The organism is Streptomyces sp. NPDC018964, assembly GCF_044390325.1.
Lineage (GTDB): Bacteria > Actinomycetota > Actinomycetes > Streptomycetales > Streptomycetaceae > Streptomyces.
In genome coordinates this window covers 407,937-426,278 of sequence record NZ_JBIRYZ010000005.1, presented here as the reverse complement: position 1 = coordinate 426,278, position 18,342 = coordinate 407,937, and the positions used below count along the sequence as shown (strand labels likewise).

Below are 18,342 nucleotides of genomic sequence, written 5' to 3'. Positions count from 1 at the left end.
CGCCCGGTTACATTCCGAACCCGGAAGCTAAGCCTTACAGCGCCGATGGTACTGCAGGGGGGACCCTGTGGGAGAGTAGGACGCCGCCGAACAATTCTTCAAAAGGGTTGGACCCGGAACTTTGGTTCCGGGTCCAACCCTTTTTTGTTCCGTGTCACTTGACGTTCACGTTGCGCAACGAGCATCCACTCCATGAGTACTGCTGCACTGCTCAGGGCTGCCGGCATCGGAGTGGGTGACGAGGTCGTCGTACCGGCCTTCGGGAACGTGGAAGTCGCCGAAGCCGTGACGATGGCAGGCGCGTTGCCGGTGTTCGCCGACATAGACCCGGTGACGTACTGTCTGGAGCCGGCCGCGGTGGAGTCGGTCGTGACTCCGAGGACCGCGGCCGTCGTTGTCGTGCACCGCTTCGGAAGGCCCGCCGACGTGAGGCGGTTGCACGCGCTCGGCCGCCGGCACGGGCTGCTGGTGCTGGAGCACGGTGAATCCGAGGCGTCGTACGACGAGATGGCTCAGCGGCGGGAGCGGGCGGCGTTCCTCGACGCCAAGTTGAGGGGTGTGCGGACGCCCGAGAGCGGAGTCGGGCACACCTACCAGCAGTACGTCGTGCGGGTACCGGGGAACGGCCGGCCCGACCGGGACGCCTTCGCACGCGCCGTACGGAGCAAGGGCGTTGAGTGCCGCGTGCCGGTGAAGACCCCCGTACACCGGATGCCCGAGTTCCGGCGGTGTGTGTCCCTGCCCGAGACCGAGCGGGCCGCCGACGAGACGCTCGCGCTTCCCGTGGACGCGTCACTGACCAAACGGGACATGCAGCGGATAGCGGCGGCGTGCAACGCGCTGGGCGGACTGCTCCAGGCGGTCGGCTGAGCGGTGGTTGGGAGCACGGGTTCGTTCGGGGTATGATCTATTCCGTTGCCGAGGGGGAAACCCCGAACACGGCGACAGGCCCCTATAGCTCAGTCGGCAGAGCGTCTCCATGGTAAGGAGAAGGTCAACGGTTCGATTCCGTTTGGGGGCTCGGACAGAAAGGCCCCGCCCATTCGGGCGGGGCCTTTCTCATGCCCTGCGGGAGGGCACCCGCTAATCCGTGGGCAGGCCCGGTACGCGCATGGCGAGAATCGCCATGTCGTCGGACGGGGGCTCGGAGGCGAAGCGCTCCACCGCGCGCATGATGCGGGCCGCGACCGCGCCGGCCGTCAGACCGGTACAGGTCGTCAGGACGTCGGCGAGGCCGTCGTCGCCCAGCATGCGGGGGCCCTCGCGGCGTTCGGTGACGCCGTCGGTGACGCAGAGGAGCACGTCGCCGGGATCGAGGGTGACCGTCTGCTCGTACAGCTCCAGGTCCTCGATGACGCCGAGGAGGGGCTGCGGCTCCGCCGCCGGTTCGACCGTGCCGTCCTGGCGCAGGCGGAGCGGGAGGGGATGACCGGCGCAGACCACCTTCAGTTCCGCGCTGCCGTCGTCCCGCGGGCGCATCTCGCCGTAGAGGAGGGTGAGGAAGCGGCTGCGGGCGCCCTCGTCGAGGATCGCGGAGTTCAGGCGCTCCAGGACCGCCGGACCGCTGAGGCCCTCACGGGCCAGTAGCCGGAGCGCGTGCCGGGCGAGACCGGTCACGGCCGCCGCGTTGGGGCCGGTACCGCAGACGTCACCGATGGCGAAGCCGTACGCGCCGTCGCTGATCGGGAAGAGGTCGTAGAAGTCGCCGCCGACCTCGTTGCCCTCGCCCGCCGCGCGGTAGATGACCTCGACCTCGACGCCGTCGACGGTCGGCAGCTCGGGCGGCAGGAGGCTGCGCTGGAGGGACTGGCTGATGGCCGTGCGCTCCGAGTAGAGGCGGGCGTTGTCCAGGGCCAGGGCGGCCCGTCGGGAGAGGTCCTCGGCGAGCTCCAGGATCTCCTGACGGAAGTGCTCGTCGGTCGGCTTGCCGAGCGTCAGCATGCCGATGACCCGGTTGCGGGCGACCAGGGGGAGGACCACCGTCTCCCCGCCGACCGCGGAGGCCGTGGCGAGGGTCGGACCGATGCCCGTGGTGACCTGGCGGGTCGGGCCGCCGCTGAGGCCGAGGCTGCGCATGGAGGTGCGCAGGGCCGCCTGGTGGGCGACCTCCGCCGGAGCGGACCAGACGCGGGCACCGGGGGTGGGGACCGGGTCGGGCGGGGCGATCTTCGACAGCAGGGACTTGATGCCGTCGATCAGCTCCTCGTCCTCGTGCAGCACGTAGGAGAGGTACGGCTCGGAAGCCTGGTCGGCGATCGTGTAGACGGCGCACCAGGTGGCGAGGGTCGGGACCGTCATCTGAGCCATCAGGGCCAGGGTCTGGTCCCGGTCCAGGGTGCCGGCCAGCAGGTCGGAGGCCTCGACGAGGAAGCTGAGCGAGCCGCGGCGCAGGCGCTCCAGTTCGCCCAGACGGGCCGACTCGACGGCGAGCGCGATGCGGTCCGCCGCGAACTGCAGGCGCAGCGCCTCCTCGTTGGAGTATCTTCCGGGTGCCTCCGCGGCGACGCCGAGGGAGCCGGTGAGACGGCCCTCGACCTTCAGCGGGACGGTGATGACCGAACGCATGCCGGTGCCGTTGAGGAGGGGGACCGCGCCGGGGACGGCGGTCAGGTCCTCGTGGACGGCCGGCATGCGGGCGGAGCCGTAGCGGCCGGGGCCCGCCTCGACGGGGACGCGGGCGAAGCGCTGGCGGGCCGAGGGCAGGCCGGTGGAGGCGCGGACCTCCAGTTCCGTCTCGTCGTCGGTCGCGAGGAGCAGGAAGGCGGAGTCGCCGTCGAGCATGTCGCGGGCGCGTTCCACCGTGCGCTGGAGCAGCCCGTCGAGGTCGTCGGGGGCCGGGGAGCCGATGAAGACCTCGAAGGGGTCGGTGCTCTGGCCCTCGGAAGTGCCGGACGTGTCGGGCGCGGGGCCGCGCAGCGGGGTCTGCAGAACCGCCCGTTCGTGGTCCCGCACCAGGAGGCAGACCGTTGACGGCTCGCCGTCGGTGTCCCGGACCCGCAGGTGGGAGGCGTACACGGGGATCACTCGGCCGTGGGCGCCCCTGATGCCGTAGCTGCCCTCCCAGCGGGAGAGCCGCAGCGCGTCGGCGATGCCGGTGCCGGTGCCCGGGGTGTGCGGCCAGGCCGCGAAGTCGGTCAGCGGCTTGCCGGTGACCTGCTCGGCGGAGTAGCCGAAGAGCTCCTCGGCGTCCTCGTTCCAGGCGGTGATGGAACCGACCTGGTCGATCTGGACCACGGCGACGCGGACCCGGGTGTCGGTGAGCGGGAGGAGGTGGGCCGGCAGGGCGGGGCCGGCGGTGCGGGTGCCGACCGGACGCTCGGGAAGGTCGAGCCGGAACCAGACGGTCTTGTGGGTGGGGGTGTAGTCCACGCCCCAGTGGCCGGCCAGAGCCGCGCACAGCTGGAGCCCGCGGCCTCCCTCGCGGTCGGGGCTGCCCATGGTGATGGCGGAGCCCTGGAGCGGGATCTCCCGCTCCGGATATCGGTCGGCCACCTCGATCCGTACGCCTTCGTCACTGCGCAGACAGAGCACGTCGGCGGAGGTCCCGGCGTGGACCACGGCGTTGGTCACCAGTTCGCTGGTGAGGACCACGGCGTCGTCGACGATGTCACCGAAGCCCCAGCCTTGCAGGGTGTCGCGGACGAAGGAGCGGGCGCTCGCGACCGATCGCCCCACGGGCTCGAAGCTGGCGGCCGCGCGCGCGGTGATCACAGAACTCCTCGACCGGTTCTCGACGGGCATGACTCCCTGGCCGGTCGGCACGTGCCGCTGGCGCGGCAGGCCGTCAGCCGGCCGTGGGTCCGGGGGCTGCTCCCCCGGGATCAGTCCGGTGGTCATGTGTGCGGCCGCCCTCCGATGCCCGCTCGTTCCCGTGCCACCGCCCAGGCCGGGCGGACCGGCATGGCTGGACAGCCGGATGCAAGGTTACTTACCTTCGCGGTCCGAGCGAATGCCGGTCTGCTGTGTTTCCGTCCGGAGGTGTTCTCCGTCCGGTGGGTGTGCGGACGATGTGCGAAGCTGCCGGACTGTCATCGCCTGGTTCGGCGGGGGTGAAACACTGGGCAGGCTTGTGGTGAAGGTCCGGGCAGGCCGTGTGCCTTCCGTGCCGGGTGGGCAGCAGCCCCCTGGTGGCGCCCTGGAGCGTCGGGCGGGACATCACGGTAGTACGGGAAAGCACAGGAACGACGGGAACGCCCTTGGCGGTGTGCCCGGGCACAGCGGTAACGGTCGACCCCTGCGGGAGGGACACAGTGGAGTCTGGCGCAGCGACGCGGGGCACGAAGACGACGCGCGCGAAAGGCGGACGGTCCCTGGGCGAGCCGGGAAGGGCGCGGGGCGGGACCACGACCGTGGACACGGCGGCCCTGAACCGGCTGATGACGGCGCTGGTGGCGATGCGGGACGGGAACTTCCGCAAGCGGCTCACGGTGTCCGGCGACGGCGTGATGGCGGAGATCGCGGCGGTCTTCAACGAGGTGGCCGACCGCAATCTGCACCTGACGGGTGAGCTGGCGCGGGTGCGCCGCATGGTCGGGCGTGAGGGAAAGCTCACGGAGCGGCTGGAGACGGGGGCTTCCGAGGGGTCCTGGGCGACCGCGATCGACAACTCGAACGCGCTGGTGGACGACCTGGTGCGGCCCGTCTCCGAGGTCAGCCGGGTGCTGTCGGCGGTGGCCGAGGGTGATCTGTCGCCGCGCATGGAGCTGCGCACGCAGGCGGCGCCGGAAGGGGCCGGGCATCCGCTGCGGGGCGAGTTCCTGAAGGTCGCGCGGACCGTGAACAACCTGGTCGACCAGTTGTCGACGTTCACCGACGAGGTCACGCGCGTGGCCAGCGAGGTGGGGACCGAGGGCAAGCTGGGCGGTCAGGCCCAGGTGCGCGGCATGTCCGGCTCCTGGAAGGACCTGACGGACTCCGTCAACACGATGGCGGAGCGGCTGACGGCGCAGGTGCGCGACATCGCGCTGGTGACGACGGCCGTCGCGCGCGGTGACCTGTCCCGCAAGGTCACCGTGCATGTCGAGGGCGAGATGCTGGAGCTGAAGAACACCGTCAACACGATGGTGGACCAGCTCTCCGCGTTCTCCTCGGAGGTGACCCGCGTCGCGCGCGAGGTGGGCACCGAGGGCGCCCTGGGCGGCCAGGCGCAGGTGCCCGGGGTGGACGGGGTGTGGAAGGAGCTCACCGACTCCGTCAACACCATGGCCGGGAACCTCACCGCTCAGGTGCGCGGGATCGCCGAGGTGACGACCGCGGTCGCCAACGGTGACCTGTCGCGGAAGGTGACGGTGCCGGCGCGCGGCGAGGTCGCGCAGCTCGCCGAGACGATCAACCAGATGACCGAGACGCTGCGGATCTTCGCGGACGAGGTCACGCGGGTCGCCAACGAGGTCGGGGCCGAGGGACGGCTGGGCGGTCAGGCGAACGTGCCGGGGGCGGCGGGGACGTGGAAGGACCTGACGGACTCCGTCAACACGGTGTTCCGGAACCTGACCACTCAGGTGCGGGACATCGCGGCGGTGACGACGGCGGTCGCCAACGGTGACCTGTCGCAGAAGGTCACCGTGGACGTGGCCGGTGAGATGCTCGAGCTGAAGAACACCGTCAACACGATGGTGGACCAGCTGTCCTCCTTCGGCGCCGAGGTCACGCGCGTGGCGCGCGAGATCGGCGTCGAGGGCGAGCTGGGCGGTCAGGCGCAGGTGCCGGGGGCGGCGGGGACGTGGAAGGACCTGACGGACTCCGTCAACACCGCGTTCCGCAACCTCACCGGACAGGTGAGGAACATCGCCCAGGTGACGACGGCGGTCGCCAACGGCGACCTGTCGCAGAAGGTCACGGTGGACGTCTCCGGTGAGATGCTCCAGCTGAAGAACACCGTGAACACGATGGTGGACCAGCTGTCGAGCTTCGCCGACCAGGTCACGAGGATGGCCCGGGACGTCGGCACGGAGGGCCGGCTGGGCGGTCAGGCGCGCGTGGACGGCGTGTCGGGCACCTGGAAGGAGCTCACCGACTCCGTGAACTCCATGGCGTCGAATCTGACCGGTCAGGTGCGCAACATCGCGCAGGTGACGACGGCCGTCGCGCGGGGCGACCTGTCGCAGAAGATCGACGTCGACGCGCGCGGGGAGATCCTCGAGCTGAAGAACACCATCAACACGATGGTGGACCAGCTGTCGTCGTTCGCCGACCAGGTGACGCGGGTGGCCCGCGAGGTGGGTACGGAGGGCCGGCTGGGCGGTCAGGCGCAGGTGCCCGGGGTCGCCGGCGTGTGGCGGGACCTGACGGACTCCGTGAACGGCATGGCGGGCAATCTCACCGCGCAGGTCCGCAACATCGCCCAGGTGGCGACGGCGGTGGCGCGCGGTGACCTGTCGCAGAAGATCACCGTGGACGCGCGCGGGGAGATCCTGGAGCTCAAGAACACGCTGAACACGATGGTGGACCAGCTGTCGTCGTTCGCCCAGGAGGTCACGCGGGTGGCCCGCGAGGTGGGTACGGAGGGCATCCTCGGCGGTCAGGCCGAGGTGCAGGGGGTCTCCGGCACCTGGAAGGACCTCACGCAGTCGGTGAACGGCATGGCGAACAACCTGACCCTCCAGGTGCGCAACATCGCCGAGGTCACCACGGCGGTCGCCAAGGGCGACCTGTCGAAGAAGATCACCGTCGATGCCAAGGGCGAGATCCTGGAGCTGGTGACCACCGTCAACACGATGGTGGACCAGCTGTCGTCGTTCGCCGAGCAGGTGACGCGGGTGGCCCGCGAGGTGGGCACCGAGGGCATCCTGGGCGGCCAGGCGCACGTGCCGGGTGTCACGGGCATCTGGAAGGACCTGAGCGACAACGTCAACCTGATGGCGAAGAACCTGACCACCCAGGTGCGGAACATCTCCCAGGTGTCCGCGGCCGTCGCCAACGGCGACCTGTCGCGGCAGGTCAGCATCGAGGCGCGCGGCGAGGTGGCGCAGCTCGCCGACACCATCAACATCATGGTGAAGACGCTGAGCGCGTTCGCCGAGCAGGTCACCAAGGTGGCCCGCGAGGTGGGCACGGACGGCATCCTCGGCGGGCAGGCGCACGTGCCGGGTGTGGCGGGGACGTGGAAGGACCTCACCGAGTCGGTGAACCAGATGGCGTCCAACCTGACCGGTCAGGTGCGCAACATCGCCATGGTGACGACGGCCATCGCCAAGGGCGACCTGACGAAGAAGATCGACATCGACGCGCGCGGGGAGATCCTCGAGCTGAAGACGACCATCAACACGATGGTGGACCAGCTGTCCTCCTTCGCCGAGGAGGTCACCCGCGTGGCCCGCGAGGTGGGTACCGAGGGCCAGTTGGGCGGCCAGGCACGGGTGCGGGACGTCGACGGCACCTGGCGGGACCTGACCGAGTCCGTGAACGAGATGGCCGGGAACCTGACCCGGCAGGTGCGCGCCATCGCGCGGGTGGCGACCGCGGTGACCCGCGGCGACCTGAACCTGAAGATCGACGTGGACGCGTCCGGGGAGATCCAGGAACTCCAGGACTACATCAACAAGATGATCGCCAACCTGCGCGACACCACGATCGCCAACAAGGAGCAGGACTGGCTCAAGGGCAACCTCGCCCGCATCTCCGCGCTGATGCAGGGCCGCCGTGACCTGGAGGACGTGGCCTCGCTGATCATGAGCGAGCTGACGCCGGTGGTGTCCGCGCAGCACGGCGCGTTCTTCCTCGCGATGCCGCTGGTCGACGGCGAGGACCTGAACGCCGCGGACGACGACCAGTTCGAGCTGCGGATGCTCGGCTCGTACGGCTACTCCATGGGGTCCATGCCGACGTCGTTCCGGCCCGGTGAAGGGCTCATCGGGACGGCCGCCGTGGAGAAGCGCACGATCCTCGTGCAGGACGCGCCCAGCGGCTACCTGAAGATCTCCTCGGGGCTCGGGGAGGCGCCGCCGGCGCAGGTGATCGTGCTGCCGGTGCTGTTCGAGGGGAAGGTGCTCGGCGTCATCGAGCTGGCCTCGTTCACGCCGTTCACGCACATCCAGAAGGACTTCCTCAACCAGATCGCCGAGATGATCGCGACGAGCGTCAACACCATCTCGGTCAACACCAAGACCGAGCGGCTGCTCTCGCAGTCCCAGGAACTGACCGAGCAACTGCGCGAGCGGTCGGCGGAGTTGGAACAGCGGCAGAAGGCGCTCCAGGCGTCCAACGCCGAACTGGAGGAGAAGGCCGAGCTGCTGGCCCGGCAGAACCGCGACATCGAGGTGAAGAACACCGAGATCGAGGAAGCGCGGCAGGTCCTGGAGGAGCGCGCCGAGCAGCTCGCGGTCTCCATGCGCTACAAGAGCGAGTTCCTCGCCAACATGTCGCACGAGCTGCGTACGCCGCTCAACTCGCTGCTGATCCTGGCCAAGCTGCTCGCCGACAACGCGGAGGGGAACCTCTCCCCGAAGCAGGTCGAGTTCGCCGAGACCATCCACGGCGCCGGGTCCGACCTGCTGCAGCTCATCAACGACATCCTCGACCTGTCGAAGGTCGAGGCGGGCAAGATGGACGTCTCCCCGACGCGCATCGCGCTGGTCCAGCTCGTGGACTACGTGGAGGCCACCTTCCGGCCGCTGACCGCGGAGAAGGGCCTGGACCTGTCCGTGCGGGTGTCGCCGGAGCTGCCGGCCACGCTGCACACCGACGAGCAGCGGCTGCTCCAGGTGCTGCGCAACCTGCTGTCCAACGCGGTGAAGTTCACCGACTCCGGTTCGGTGGAGCTGGTCATCCGGCCCGCCCGTGACGATGTCCCGCAGGCCATCCGGGAGCAGTTGCTGGAGGCCGGTTCGCTGACCGACCCGGACGCGGACCTGATCGCGTTCTCGGTGAGCGACACGGGCATCGGCATCGCGGCCGGCAAGATGCGGGTGATCTTCGAGGCGTTCAAGCAGGCCGACGGCACCACCAGCCGCAAGTACGGCGGTACGGGGCTGGGGCTGTCCATCTCGCGGGAGATCGCGCAGCTGCTCGGCGGGGAGATCTACGCGCAGAGCGAGCCGGGCCGCGGTTCGACGTTCACGCTGTACCTGCCGCTGCACCCGAGCGAACTGCCGCCGCACGGCTACCAGCAGCCCATGCCCGCACTGGAGGCCGGCGACCTGGTGGAGTCGGCCGAGCCGGTCCCGGCGGAGGTCGAGACGCCGGCGGAGGTGAAGTCGTACCGGGACACCCAGAACGGTCCGGCCGCGTTGTTCCGGCGCCGCCGCAGGATCACGCTCGAGCAGCGGTCCGCTCCGGAGCCCGAGCAGTGGCCGGGCGTGGAGCGGCAGGAGCCGGCCCCCCGGCCGTCGGGGCGCGGCATCCGCTTCGGCGGGCAGAAGGTGCTGATCGTCGACGACGACATCCGCAACGTCTTCGCGCTCACCAGCGTCCTGGAGCAGCACGGCCTGTCCGTGCTGTACGCGGAGAACGGCCGCGAGGGCATCGAGGTGCTGGAGCAGCACGACGACGTGGCGGTCGTCCTGATGGACATCATGATGCCCGAGATGGACGGGTACGCCACGACCACGGCGATCCGCCGGATGCCGCAGTTCGCCGGGCTCCCGATCATCGCGCTCACCGCGAAGGCGATGAAGGGCGACCGTGAGAAGGCGATCGAGTCGGGAGCCTCCGACTATGTGACCAAGCCGGTCGACCCCGATCACCTGCTGTCGGTGATGGAGCAGTGGATGCGGGGGGAGTGAGCCCGGCGTCCGGAGGGGGCGCACAGGTGACGGGAAGCATCGGTGTTCACGAGTTGTTGCCGACGCGGCACGCGCGAAGCCGTGTAGAGGTACGGGAATCGGGGAACCTTCTGGTCTCCCGCCGCGTTTCTGCTACGTGCACAGTGACATCGCGGTGACAGGGTGTGGCGACGGGCGGGGTGCGGCTACGATGACCGGCACAAGGACGGGCGGCGCAAGGGAGTCGTCCCCTGGGGCGGTACCCACGGGTGCGTCTCCAGGACCTGCGGACAGGGGAGGCCCCAAGCCGGGGCGAGGAGGGCGGGCCATGGTGCAGAAGGCCAAGATCCTCCTGGTCGATGACCGGCCGGAGAATCTGCTCGCGCTGGAGGCGATCCTCTCGGCGCTCGATCAGACACTGGTGCGGGCATCGTCCGGGGAGGAAGCGCTCAAAGCACTGCTCACGGACGATTTCGCGGTCATCCTGCTGGATGTCCAGATGCCGGGCATGGACGGTTTCGAGACCGCCGCGCACATCAAGCGGCGGGAGCGGACCCGGGACATCCCGATCATCTTCCTCACCGCGATCAACCACGGTCCGCACCACACCTTCCGGGGATACGCGGCGGGTGCGGTCGACTACATCTCCAAGCCGTTCGACCCGTGGGTGCTGCGCGCGAAGGTCTCGGTCTTCGTCGAGCTGTACATGAAGAACTGCCAGCTGCGGGAGCAGGCGGCGCTGCTGCGGCTCCAGCTGGAGGGCGGCGAGAAGGACACGGCCGAGTCCAAGGAGCCGGCGGGGCTGCTCGCCGAGCTCTCGGCGCGGCTCGCGGCCGTCGAGGAGCAGGCCGAGGCCCTCACCAAGCAGCTCAACGACGAGTCGACCGACGCGGCCGCGGTGGCCACGGCCGCCCATCTGGAGCGCAAGCTCACCGGGTTGCGGCGGGCGCTGGACGCCCTGGAGCCCGGAACCGGCAGCGCGTCGTCGGTGCCGTCGCAGAACTGACGCCGGGGGCGAGGGCGTTGGCCGGGCAGCCGACGCGTCGTGGGCATGAGGCCGCGTCAACTGCGCGTCAACGCCACGCCTCGGCAGGAGCGACACGAACGGGTGAAGCGTCCGTCACGCGTGTCCCCAACCGTCTCCACCGGTAACCTCACACCCATGGCCTCACGTCCCTCCGCAGCCAAGAAGCCGCCCGCGAAGAAGGCGCCCGCTTCCGCGAAGGCTCCGGCGAAGAAGGCTGCCGCCAAGAAGGCCCCGGCGAGGAAGGCTCCCGCCAAGAAGGCCGCGGTGAAGAGGGCCCCGGCGAAGAAGGCCGCGCCCGCACCGGCCGCCCCGAGTCCGACCAGCGGCGTCTACCGGCTCGTACGCGCCCTGTGGCTGGGCCTCGCGCACGCGGTCGGCGCCGTCTTCCGCGGCATAGGGCAGGGCGCCAAGAACCTCGACCCCGCACACCGCAAGGACGGCCTGGCGCTGCTGCTGCTCGCCGTCGCCCTGATCGTCGCGGCCGGCACCTGGGCCGACCTGAAGGGCCCCGTCGGCGACCTCGTGGAGATCCTGGTCACCGGTGCCTTCGGCCGGCTCGACCTGCTGGTGCCGATCCTGGTCGCGGTCATCGCCGTACGGTTCATCCGGCACCCGGAGAAGCCGGAGGCCAACGGACGGATCGTGATCGGCCTGTCCGCGCTCGTCATCGGCGTGCTCGGACAGATCCACATCGGCTGCGGCTCGCCCGCGCGCGGCGACGGCATGCAGGCCATAAGGGACGCCGGCGGCCTCATCGGCTGGGGCGCGGCCACACCGTTGTCGTCGACCATGACCGACGTCCTCGCCGTGCCGCTGCTGGTGCTGCTCACCGTCTTCGGTCTGCTGGTCGTCACCGCCACCCCGGTGAACGCCATTCCGCAGCGCCTGCGGCAGCTCGGTGTCCGGCTCGGCCTCGTCCGCGAACCCGAGCCGGAGGAGTTCGGCGAGGACGACGAGCGTTACGAGCAGCAGTGGCGCGAGTCGCTGCCCGCGAGCCGTCGCGGACGGCGGCCGGCGCCCGAGGAGTACGACCCGGACGGTGCGGAGCAGGAGGCGCTGTCCCGGCGTCGGGGCCGACCCCGCAGGCCCACGGTGTCGCAGTCCTCCATGGAGCGGCCCATGGACGCCGTGGACGTGGCCGCCGCCGCGGCCGCCGCGCTGGACGGCGCCGTGCTGCACGGGATGCCGCCCTCGCCGATCGTCGCCGACCTGACCCAGGGCGTGAGCACCGGCGACCGTGAGCCGACCACACCGACGCCGGTTCCGGCCGCCCGCGCGCGGAAAGGGAAGCCGAAGGCGGACAGGCCGCAGGACGGGCCGAAGCAGGACGGGCCGAGGCAGGACGCACCGCCGGCCGGCGTCCTGGACATGACCAAGGAGCCGCCGCGCGAACCCCGTGATCTGCCCGCCCGCGCGGAGCAGCTCCAGCTCTCCGGCGACATCACCTACTCGCTGCCCTCCCTCGACCTGCTCGAGCGCGGCGGCCCCAGCAAGACCCGCAGCGCCGCCAACGACGCCATCGTCGACGCGCTGCGGAAGGTGTTCACGGAGTTCAAGGTGGACGCCGCCGTCACCGGCTTCACCCGCGGCCCGACGGTCACCCGCTACGTGGTGGAGCTCGGCCCGGCCGTGAAGGTCGAGCGGGTGACCGCGCTGACCAAGAACATCGCGTACGCCGTCGCCAGCCCGGACGTGCGGATCATCAGCCCGATCCCCGGCAAGTCCGCGGTCGGCATCGAGATCCCGAACACCGACCGGGAGATGGTCAACCTCGGCGACGTCCTGCGGCTCGCGGAGTCCGCCGAGGACGACGACCCGATGCTGGTCGCCTTCGGCAAGGACGTCGAGGGCGGCTACGTCATGGACTCGCTGGCGAAGATGCCGCACATGCTGGTCGCCGGCGCCACGGGCTCCGGAAAGTCGTCCTGCATCAACTGCCTGATCACCTCGATCATGATGCGGGCGACCCCGGAGGACGTCCGGATGATCCTGGTCGACCCCAAGCGCGTGGAACTGACGGCGTACGAGGGCATCCCGCACCTGATCACGCCGATCATCACCAACCCCAAGCGGGCCGCCGAGGCGCTCCAGTGGGTCGTGCGCGAGATGGACCTGCGCTACGACGACCTCGCGGCCTACGGCTACCGGCACATCGACGACTTCAACCGCGCGGTGCGCGAGGGCAAGGTCAAGCCGCCCGAGGGCAGTGAGCGGGAGCTGCAGCCGTACCCGTACCTGCTGGTGATCGTCGACGAGCTGGCCGACCTGATGATGGTTGCCCCGCGCGACGTCGAGGACTCCATCGTGCGCATCACGCAGCTCGCGCGGGCGGCCGGCATCCACCTGGTGCTCGCCACACAGCGGCCGTCCGTGGACGTGGTCACCGGTCTGATCAAGGCGAACGTGCCGTCCCGGCTGGCGTTCGCCACCTCCTCGCTCGCGGACTCGCGGGTCATCCTCGACCAGCCCGGCGCCGAGAAGCTGATCGGCAAGGGCGACGGGCTGTTCCTGCCGATGGGCGCGAACAAGCCGACGCGTCTGCAGGGCGCGTTCGTGACCGAGGAGGAGGTCGCGGCCGTCGTCCGGCACTGCAAGGAGCAGATGGCGCCCGTCTTCCGGGACGACGTCACCGTCGGGAGCAAGCAGAAGAAGGAGATCGACGAGGACATCGGCGACGACCTGGACCTGCTGTGCCAGGCGGCCGAACTGGTCGTCTCCACCCAGTTCGGGTCGACGTCCATGCTCCAGCGCAAGCTGCGCGTCGGCTTCGCCAAGGCGGGCCGGCTGATGGACCTCATGGAGTCGCGGAACATCGTCGGACCGAGCGAGGGTTCGAAGGCCCGTGACGTTCTTGTGAAACCCGATGAACTGGATGGCGTGCTCGCACTGATCCGGGGGGAGTCTGAAGGGTAGGCGAGCGGGAAGCGGTCGTCGTCTCCGGGCACCCGGCCGGCCGATCGTGACCCGCCCGTAAGCGATCATTGGGCAACCGTTTCCCGTCGGCGTACGTCAATGTGAGGGAAACGACAGACTGCAGAACCATCATCGGAATGTCGGGCCATTCCGATGGCGTACAAAGTCCTACCGCCCGGTTGCCCCATCCTCTTGTACCCCTCCTAGACTGAACCTCCAGCACAGGCGGCTACACGCTCGAAAGGCGCCCCCGTGTCCATCGGCAACTCCCCTGAAGACGAGCGTCCGTTCGAAGACGTTTCCGAGGAAGCCCGCCCCTCCGTCTCCGTCGGCCGAGCGCTGCAGCAGGCGCGCATAGCCGCCGGGCTCACCGTCGACGACGTCAGTACCGCCACTCGCGTCCGCATCGCCATCGTGCACGCCATCGAGGCGGACGACTTCACTCCCTGCGGCGGCGACGTCTACGCGCGCGGGCACATCAGGACCCTGGCCAAGGCCGTGGACCTCGACGCGGCCCCGCTGATCGCCCAGTACGAGGCCGAGCACGGCGGCGGCCGTCCGGCCCCGACCCCGGCCGCCCCGCTGTTCGAGGCGGAACGCATCCGTCCGGAGCGACGCGGCCCCAACTGGACCGCGGCCATGGTCGCCGCGATCGTCGTCGTGATCGGCTTCGTCGGGTTCACGATGGTCAAGGGCGACGACGAGGGCGGCAAGGCGAACGTCGCCGAGGACACCGAGCCCACCAAGGCGCCCTCACCCACACCCAAGTCCGAGAAGCCCGTCGCACCCGAACCGGAACCGTCGGACAGCGCCATCGCCGCCGCGCCGCAGGACAAGGTGACGGTCCGGGTCAGCGCCGCCGACGGACGCAGCTGGATCTCCGCCAAGGACCACAACGGCCGGCAGTTGTTCGACGGACTGCTCAAGCAGGGCGATTCCAAGACCTTCCAGGACAACACCGAGGTCAACCTGGTCCTCGGTGACGCCGGCGCGATCGACCTGTTCGTGAACGGCAAGAAGATCGAGGACGACTGGCAGCCGGGCGCCGTCGAGCGCCTCACCTACACCAAGGGCGACCCGCAGGCCGGATGACCCGGCGCGAAGGGCGCTTCGTCGACGGGGCCGGCCATGATCGGCCAACCCCGTCGACGTGGGGCGTCGGCGGGACGAAGTAGTCTTGAGCCCATGCCTGAACGCCGTACCGTCGCACTCGTCACCCTTGGCTGCGCCCGTAACGAGGTGGACTCGGAGGAGCTCGCAGGTCGTTTGGAGGCGGACGGCTGGCAGCTCGTGGAGGACGCCGAGGAAGCGGACGTCGCCGTCGTCAACACCTGTGGCTTCGTCGAGGCCGCCAAGAAGGACTCCGTCGACGCCCTCCTGGAGGCCAACGACCTCAAGGGGCACGGGAGAACCCAGGCCGTCGTCGCGGTGGGCTGCATGGCCGAGCGGTACGGCAAGGAACTCGCCGAGGCCCTTCCCGAGGCCGACGGCGTGCTCGGCTTCGACGACTACGCCGACATCTCCGACCGCCTCCAGACCATCCTGAACGGCGGCATCCACGCCTCCCACACCCCGCGCGACCGCCGCAAGCTGCTGCCGATCAGCCCGGCCGAGCGGCAGGACTCCGCCGCCGCCGTCGCCCTTCCGGGACACGGCCCGGTGGACCTGCCCGACGGCCTCGCCCCCGCCTCGGGCCCGCGCGCGCCGCTGCGCCGCCGGCTGGACGGCTCCCCGGTCGCCTCGGTGAAGCTCGCCTCCGGCTGCGACCGGCGCTGCTCCTTCTGCGCCATCCCGTCCTTCCGCGGCTCCTTCATCTCGCGCCGCCCCAGCGACGTGCTGAACGAGACGCGCTGGCTGGCCGAGCAGGGCGTGAAGGAGATCATGCTGGTCTCCGAGAACAACACCTCCTACGGCAAGGACCTCGGCGACATCCGCCTGCTGGAGTCCCTGCTGCCCGAGCTGGCCGAGGTCGACGGCCTGGAGCGGGTGCGGGTCAGCTACCTCCAGCCGGCCGAGATGCGGCCCGGCCTGATCGACGTGCTGACCTCCACCCCGAAGGTCGCCCCCTACTTCGACCTGTCCTTCCAGCACTCCGCGCCCGACGTGCTGCGCGCGATGCGCCGCTTCGGCGACACCGACCGGTTCCTGGAACTGCTCGACACGATCCGGAGCAAGGCGCCCCAGGCCGGCGTGCGCTCCAACTTCATCGTCGGCTTCCCCGGAGAGTCCGCGGCCGACCTGGCCGAACTGGAGCGGTTCCTGAACCACGCGCGGCTCGACGCCATCGGCGTCTTCGGCTACTCCGACGAGGAGGGCACCGAGGCCGCGACGTACGACCGCAAGCTGGACGAGGACGTCGTCGCCGAGCGGCTGGCCCGTGTCTCCCGGATGGCCGAGGAACTGGTCTCGCAGCGCGCCGAGGAGCGGGTCGGCGAGACCGTGCACGTGCTGGTGGAGTCCGTCGACGAGACGGAGGGCGTGTACGGCCGGGGGGCGCACCAGGCGCCCGAGACGGACGGCCAGGTGCTGCTCACGAGCGGCGAGGGCCTGAGCGTCGGTCGTATGGTCGAGGCGAAGGTGGTCGGCACGGAAGGTGTCGACCTGGTGGCCGAGCCGCTGTTCCAGGGTTCGCCCGCGTGGAGTGAGGAGGCGGGCAGATGACGGGTGTCCCGGCCTCGGCGGCAGGAGGCCCCTCCGGCGCGAGGAGGGCGGCGGGCGCCGCCCCCGGAGGCCTGCCGGCGTCCGGCCGCGCGGTCGCGCGGGAGACACGGGGCACGGCTCCGGGGGCGTCCGGCGGCGGACCGGCCCGGCGCGGTGCGTCCGGCCGTGGCCCGGCCGGCGCCCGGACGCACGGCGACGAGGCCGCGTCGGCCACCGCGTCCCGCGACGGCGCCGAGGACGGCGGCAGGCCCGCGCGCGGCGCGAAGGTCGTGGCGGCGGCCGTCAACCAGGCCAGCGTCTGGAACATCGCCAACCTGCTGACCATGCTCCGGCTGCTCCTGGTGCCGGCGTTCGTCATGCTGATGCTCGCCGAGGGCGGCTACGACCCGGCGTGGAGGTCGTTCGCCTGGGCGGCCTTCGCCATCGCCATGATCACCGACCTGTTCGACGGTCATCTGGCGCGCACGTACAACCTCGTCACCGACTTCGGGAAGATCGCCGACCCCATCGCCGACAAGGCGATCATGGGAGCGGCGCTGATCTGTCTCTCCTCGCTGGGCGATCTCCCGTGGTGGGTCACCGGAGTCATCCTCGGCCGGGAACTCGGGATCACCCTGCTGCGTTTTCTGGTCATTCGCTACGGCGTGATCCCGGCCAGCCGAGGGGGCAAGCTCAAGACCCTCACCCAGGGCATCGCCGTCGGCATGTACGTACTGGCGCTGACGGGGTGGCTGGCCACACTGCGGTGGTGGGTGATGGCCGCGGCGGTCGTGCTGACCGTGGCGACCGGACTCGACTATGTGAAACAGGCCATTGTGCTGCGCAGGCGGGGAATCGCCGAGCGCGAGGCGGCGTTGGAGGAGACGGAAGCGTGAGTTCCGAGGCCACCGAGGTGGTGCGACTACTCACTGTGAACGGTGGAACGCTCGCCGTCGCCGAGTCGCTGACCGGTGGTCTGGTGGCGGCCGAGATCACTTCGGTGCCCGGGGCGTCCAAGGTCTTCCGGGGCTCGGTGACGGCGTACGCCACCGAACTCAAGCAGCGACTGCTCGGTGTGGACGCCACCTTGCTGGCACAGCACGGAGCGGTGGATCCGCAGGTCGCGGCCCGGATGGCGGCCGGTGTCCGCGAGGCGCTGGGCGCCGACTGGGGCATCGCCACCACCGGCGTCGCCGGTCCCGATCCCCAGGACGGCCAGGCCGTCGGCACGGTTTTCGTGGCCGTGGACGGCCCCGCGGGGACGGGAACGGGTTCCGCCCGCGGCGGAAAAGTGCGGCATCTGCGGTTGAACGGCGACCGCGCGGAAATTCGTATGGAGAGTGTACGGAGCGTGCTCGCACTGCTTCTGAGGGAGCTCGCGGGCGAACAGACCGGGAATGAGCGGGCACAGGATACGGAACGGAACGGGGGGTTTTGATGTTTGCAGCCCTGAGTGAACACGACATCGCTCCCCGCACGGCCGCGGCGCAAGGCGGTACGGTGGGGCGAGAAGGATGCGGCTACGCGGTCCGAGGAGGGAGCCACCGATGATTCTGCTCCGTCGCCTGCTGGGTGACGTGCTGCGTCGGCAGCGCCAACGCCAGGGCCGTACTCTGCGCGAAGTCTCCTCGTCCGCCCGAGTCTCACTCGGCTATCTCTCCGAGGTGGAGCGGGGGCAGAAGGAGGCTTCCTCCGAGCTGCTCTCCGCCATCTGCGACGCGCTGGACGTACGGATGTCCGAGCTCATGCGGGAAGTGAGCGACGAGCTCGCTCTCGCCGAACTGGCCCAGTCTGCTGCAGCAACCCCCAGCGAGTCCGTACCCACGCCGGTTCGTCCAATGCTGGGTTCCGTTTCGGTGACCGGTGTGCCACCGGAACGGGTGACCATCAAGGCGCCCGCCGAGGCGGTGGACGTCGTCGCCGCGTGAGCGTGGTGTTCCGCGCACACGTGGTGTGAAGGTGTGAGATGCCCCGGTAGGGGCCCTTCCGGGAGATCCGGAAGGGTGCTGCCGGGGTTTTCGCATGCGCGGGCCTTCTCCTGTGCGTTTGCCGGTGCGGTGC

10 protein-coding genes, 1 tRNA gene and 1 rRNA gene are annotated in these 18,342 nt (G+C 70.2%); 11 read left to right on the top strand and 1 reads right to left on the bottom strand.

Translation table 11 applies throughout. The features are described 5' to 3' along the window. The 3 genes from rrf to ACH5AO_RS11625 form a co-directional block, all read left to right on the top strand. Positions 1-92, top strand: a 5S ribosomal RNA gene (rrf, locus tag ACH5AO_RS11635); the annotation flags it as partial. Between the two features lie 115 nt (positions 93-207). Next, positions 208-870: a DegT/DnrJ/EryC1/StrS family aminotransferase gene (locus tag ACH5AO_RS11630; protein WP_398924059.1), complete on the top strand. Its 663-nt coding sequence runs from the start codon at positions 208-210 to the stop codon at positions 868-870. A 78-nt stretch (positions 871-948) separates the two neighbouring features. Further along, a tRNA-Thr gene (locus ACH5AO_RS11625) sits at positions 949-1,021 on the top strand. A 62-nt stretch (positions 1,022-1,083) separates the two neighbouring features. Here ACH5AO_RS11625 and ACH5AO_RS11620 read toward each other — a convergent pair. After that, positions 1,084-3,837, bottom strand: a complete 2,754-nt coding sequence (locus ACH5AO_RS11620; RefSeq protein WP_398924047.1) for a SpoIIE family protein phosphatase — start codon at positions 3,835-3,837, stop codon at positions 1,084-1,086. Positions 3,838-4,250: 413 nt separating this feature from the next. Between ACH5AO_RS11620 and ACH5AO_RS11615 the strand changes: the two genes are divergently transcribed. The 8 genes from ACH5AO_RS11615 to ACH5AO_RS11580 all read left to right on the top strand — a co-directional run bounded on the left by ACH5AO_RS11615 (position 4,251) and on the right by ACH5AO_RS11580 (position 18,209). Then, a complete protein-coding gene (locus ACH5AO_RS11615) occupies positions 4,251-9,722 on the top strand; it encodes a HAMP domain-containing protein (RefSeq protein ID WP_398924046.1) in 5,472 nt (1,823 codons plus the stop codon). Between the two features lie 307 nt (positions 9,723-10,029). Next, positions 10,030-10,707, top strand: a complete 678-nt coding sequence (locus ACH5AO_RS11610) for a two-component system response regulator (protein ID WP_217128377.1) — start codon at positions 10,030-10,032, stop codon at positions 10,705-10,707. Positions 10,708-10,863: 156 nt separating this feature from the next. Further along, a complete protein-coding gene (locus ACH5AO_RS11605) occupies positions 10,864-13,641 on the top strand; it encodes a DNA translocase FtsK (RefSeq protein ID WP_398924045.1) in 2,778 nt (925 codons plus the stop codon). 252 nt (positions 13,642-13,893) lie between these two features. Beyond that, complete coding sequence (locus tag ACH5AO_RS11600) at positions 13,894-14,733, top strand: RodZ domain-containing protein (RefSeq protein ID WP_398924044.1); 840 nt, start codon at positions 13,894-13,896, stop codon at positions 14,731-14,733. A gap of 93 nt (positions 14,734-14,826) precedes the next feature. Beyond that, on the top strand, positions 14,827-16,302 hold the full coding sequence (gene rimO, locus ACH5AO_RS11595) for a 30S ribosomal protein S12 methylthiotransferase RimO (protein WP_398924043.1): 1,476 nt from the start codon (positions 14,827-14,829) through the stop codon (positions 16,300-16,302). Continuing rightward, positions 16,299-17,177 (top strand): CDP-diacylglycerol--glycerol-3-phosphate 3-phosphatidyltransferase, encoded by an 879-nt coding sequence (pgsA, locus tag ACH5AO_RS11590; protein WP_398924042.1) that lies wholly within the window; start codon positions 16,299-16,301, stop codon positions 17,175-17,177. The genes rimO and pgsA overlap by 4 nt, the downstream gene beginning before the upstream one ends. Next, positions 17,174-17,719 carry a CinA family protein gene (locus ACH5AO_RS11585; protein ID WP_398924041.1) on the top strand — a complete coding sequence of 182 codons (546 nt, stop codon included), beginning with the start codon at positions 17,174-17,176 and terminating at the stop codon, positions 17,717-17,719. The genes pgsA and ACH5AO_RS11585 overlap by 4 nt, the downstream gene beginning before the upstream one ends. A 109-nt stretch (positions 17,720-17,828) precedes the next feature. Beyond that, complete coding sequence (locus ACH5AO_RS11580) at positions 17,829-18,209, top strand: helix-turn-helix domain-containing protein (protein ID WP_030825954.1); 381 nt, start codon at positions 17,829-17,831, stop codon at positions 18,207-18,209. The last annotated feature ends 133 nt before the right edge of the window (positions 18,210-18,342 follow it).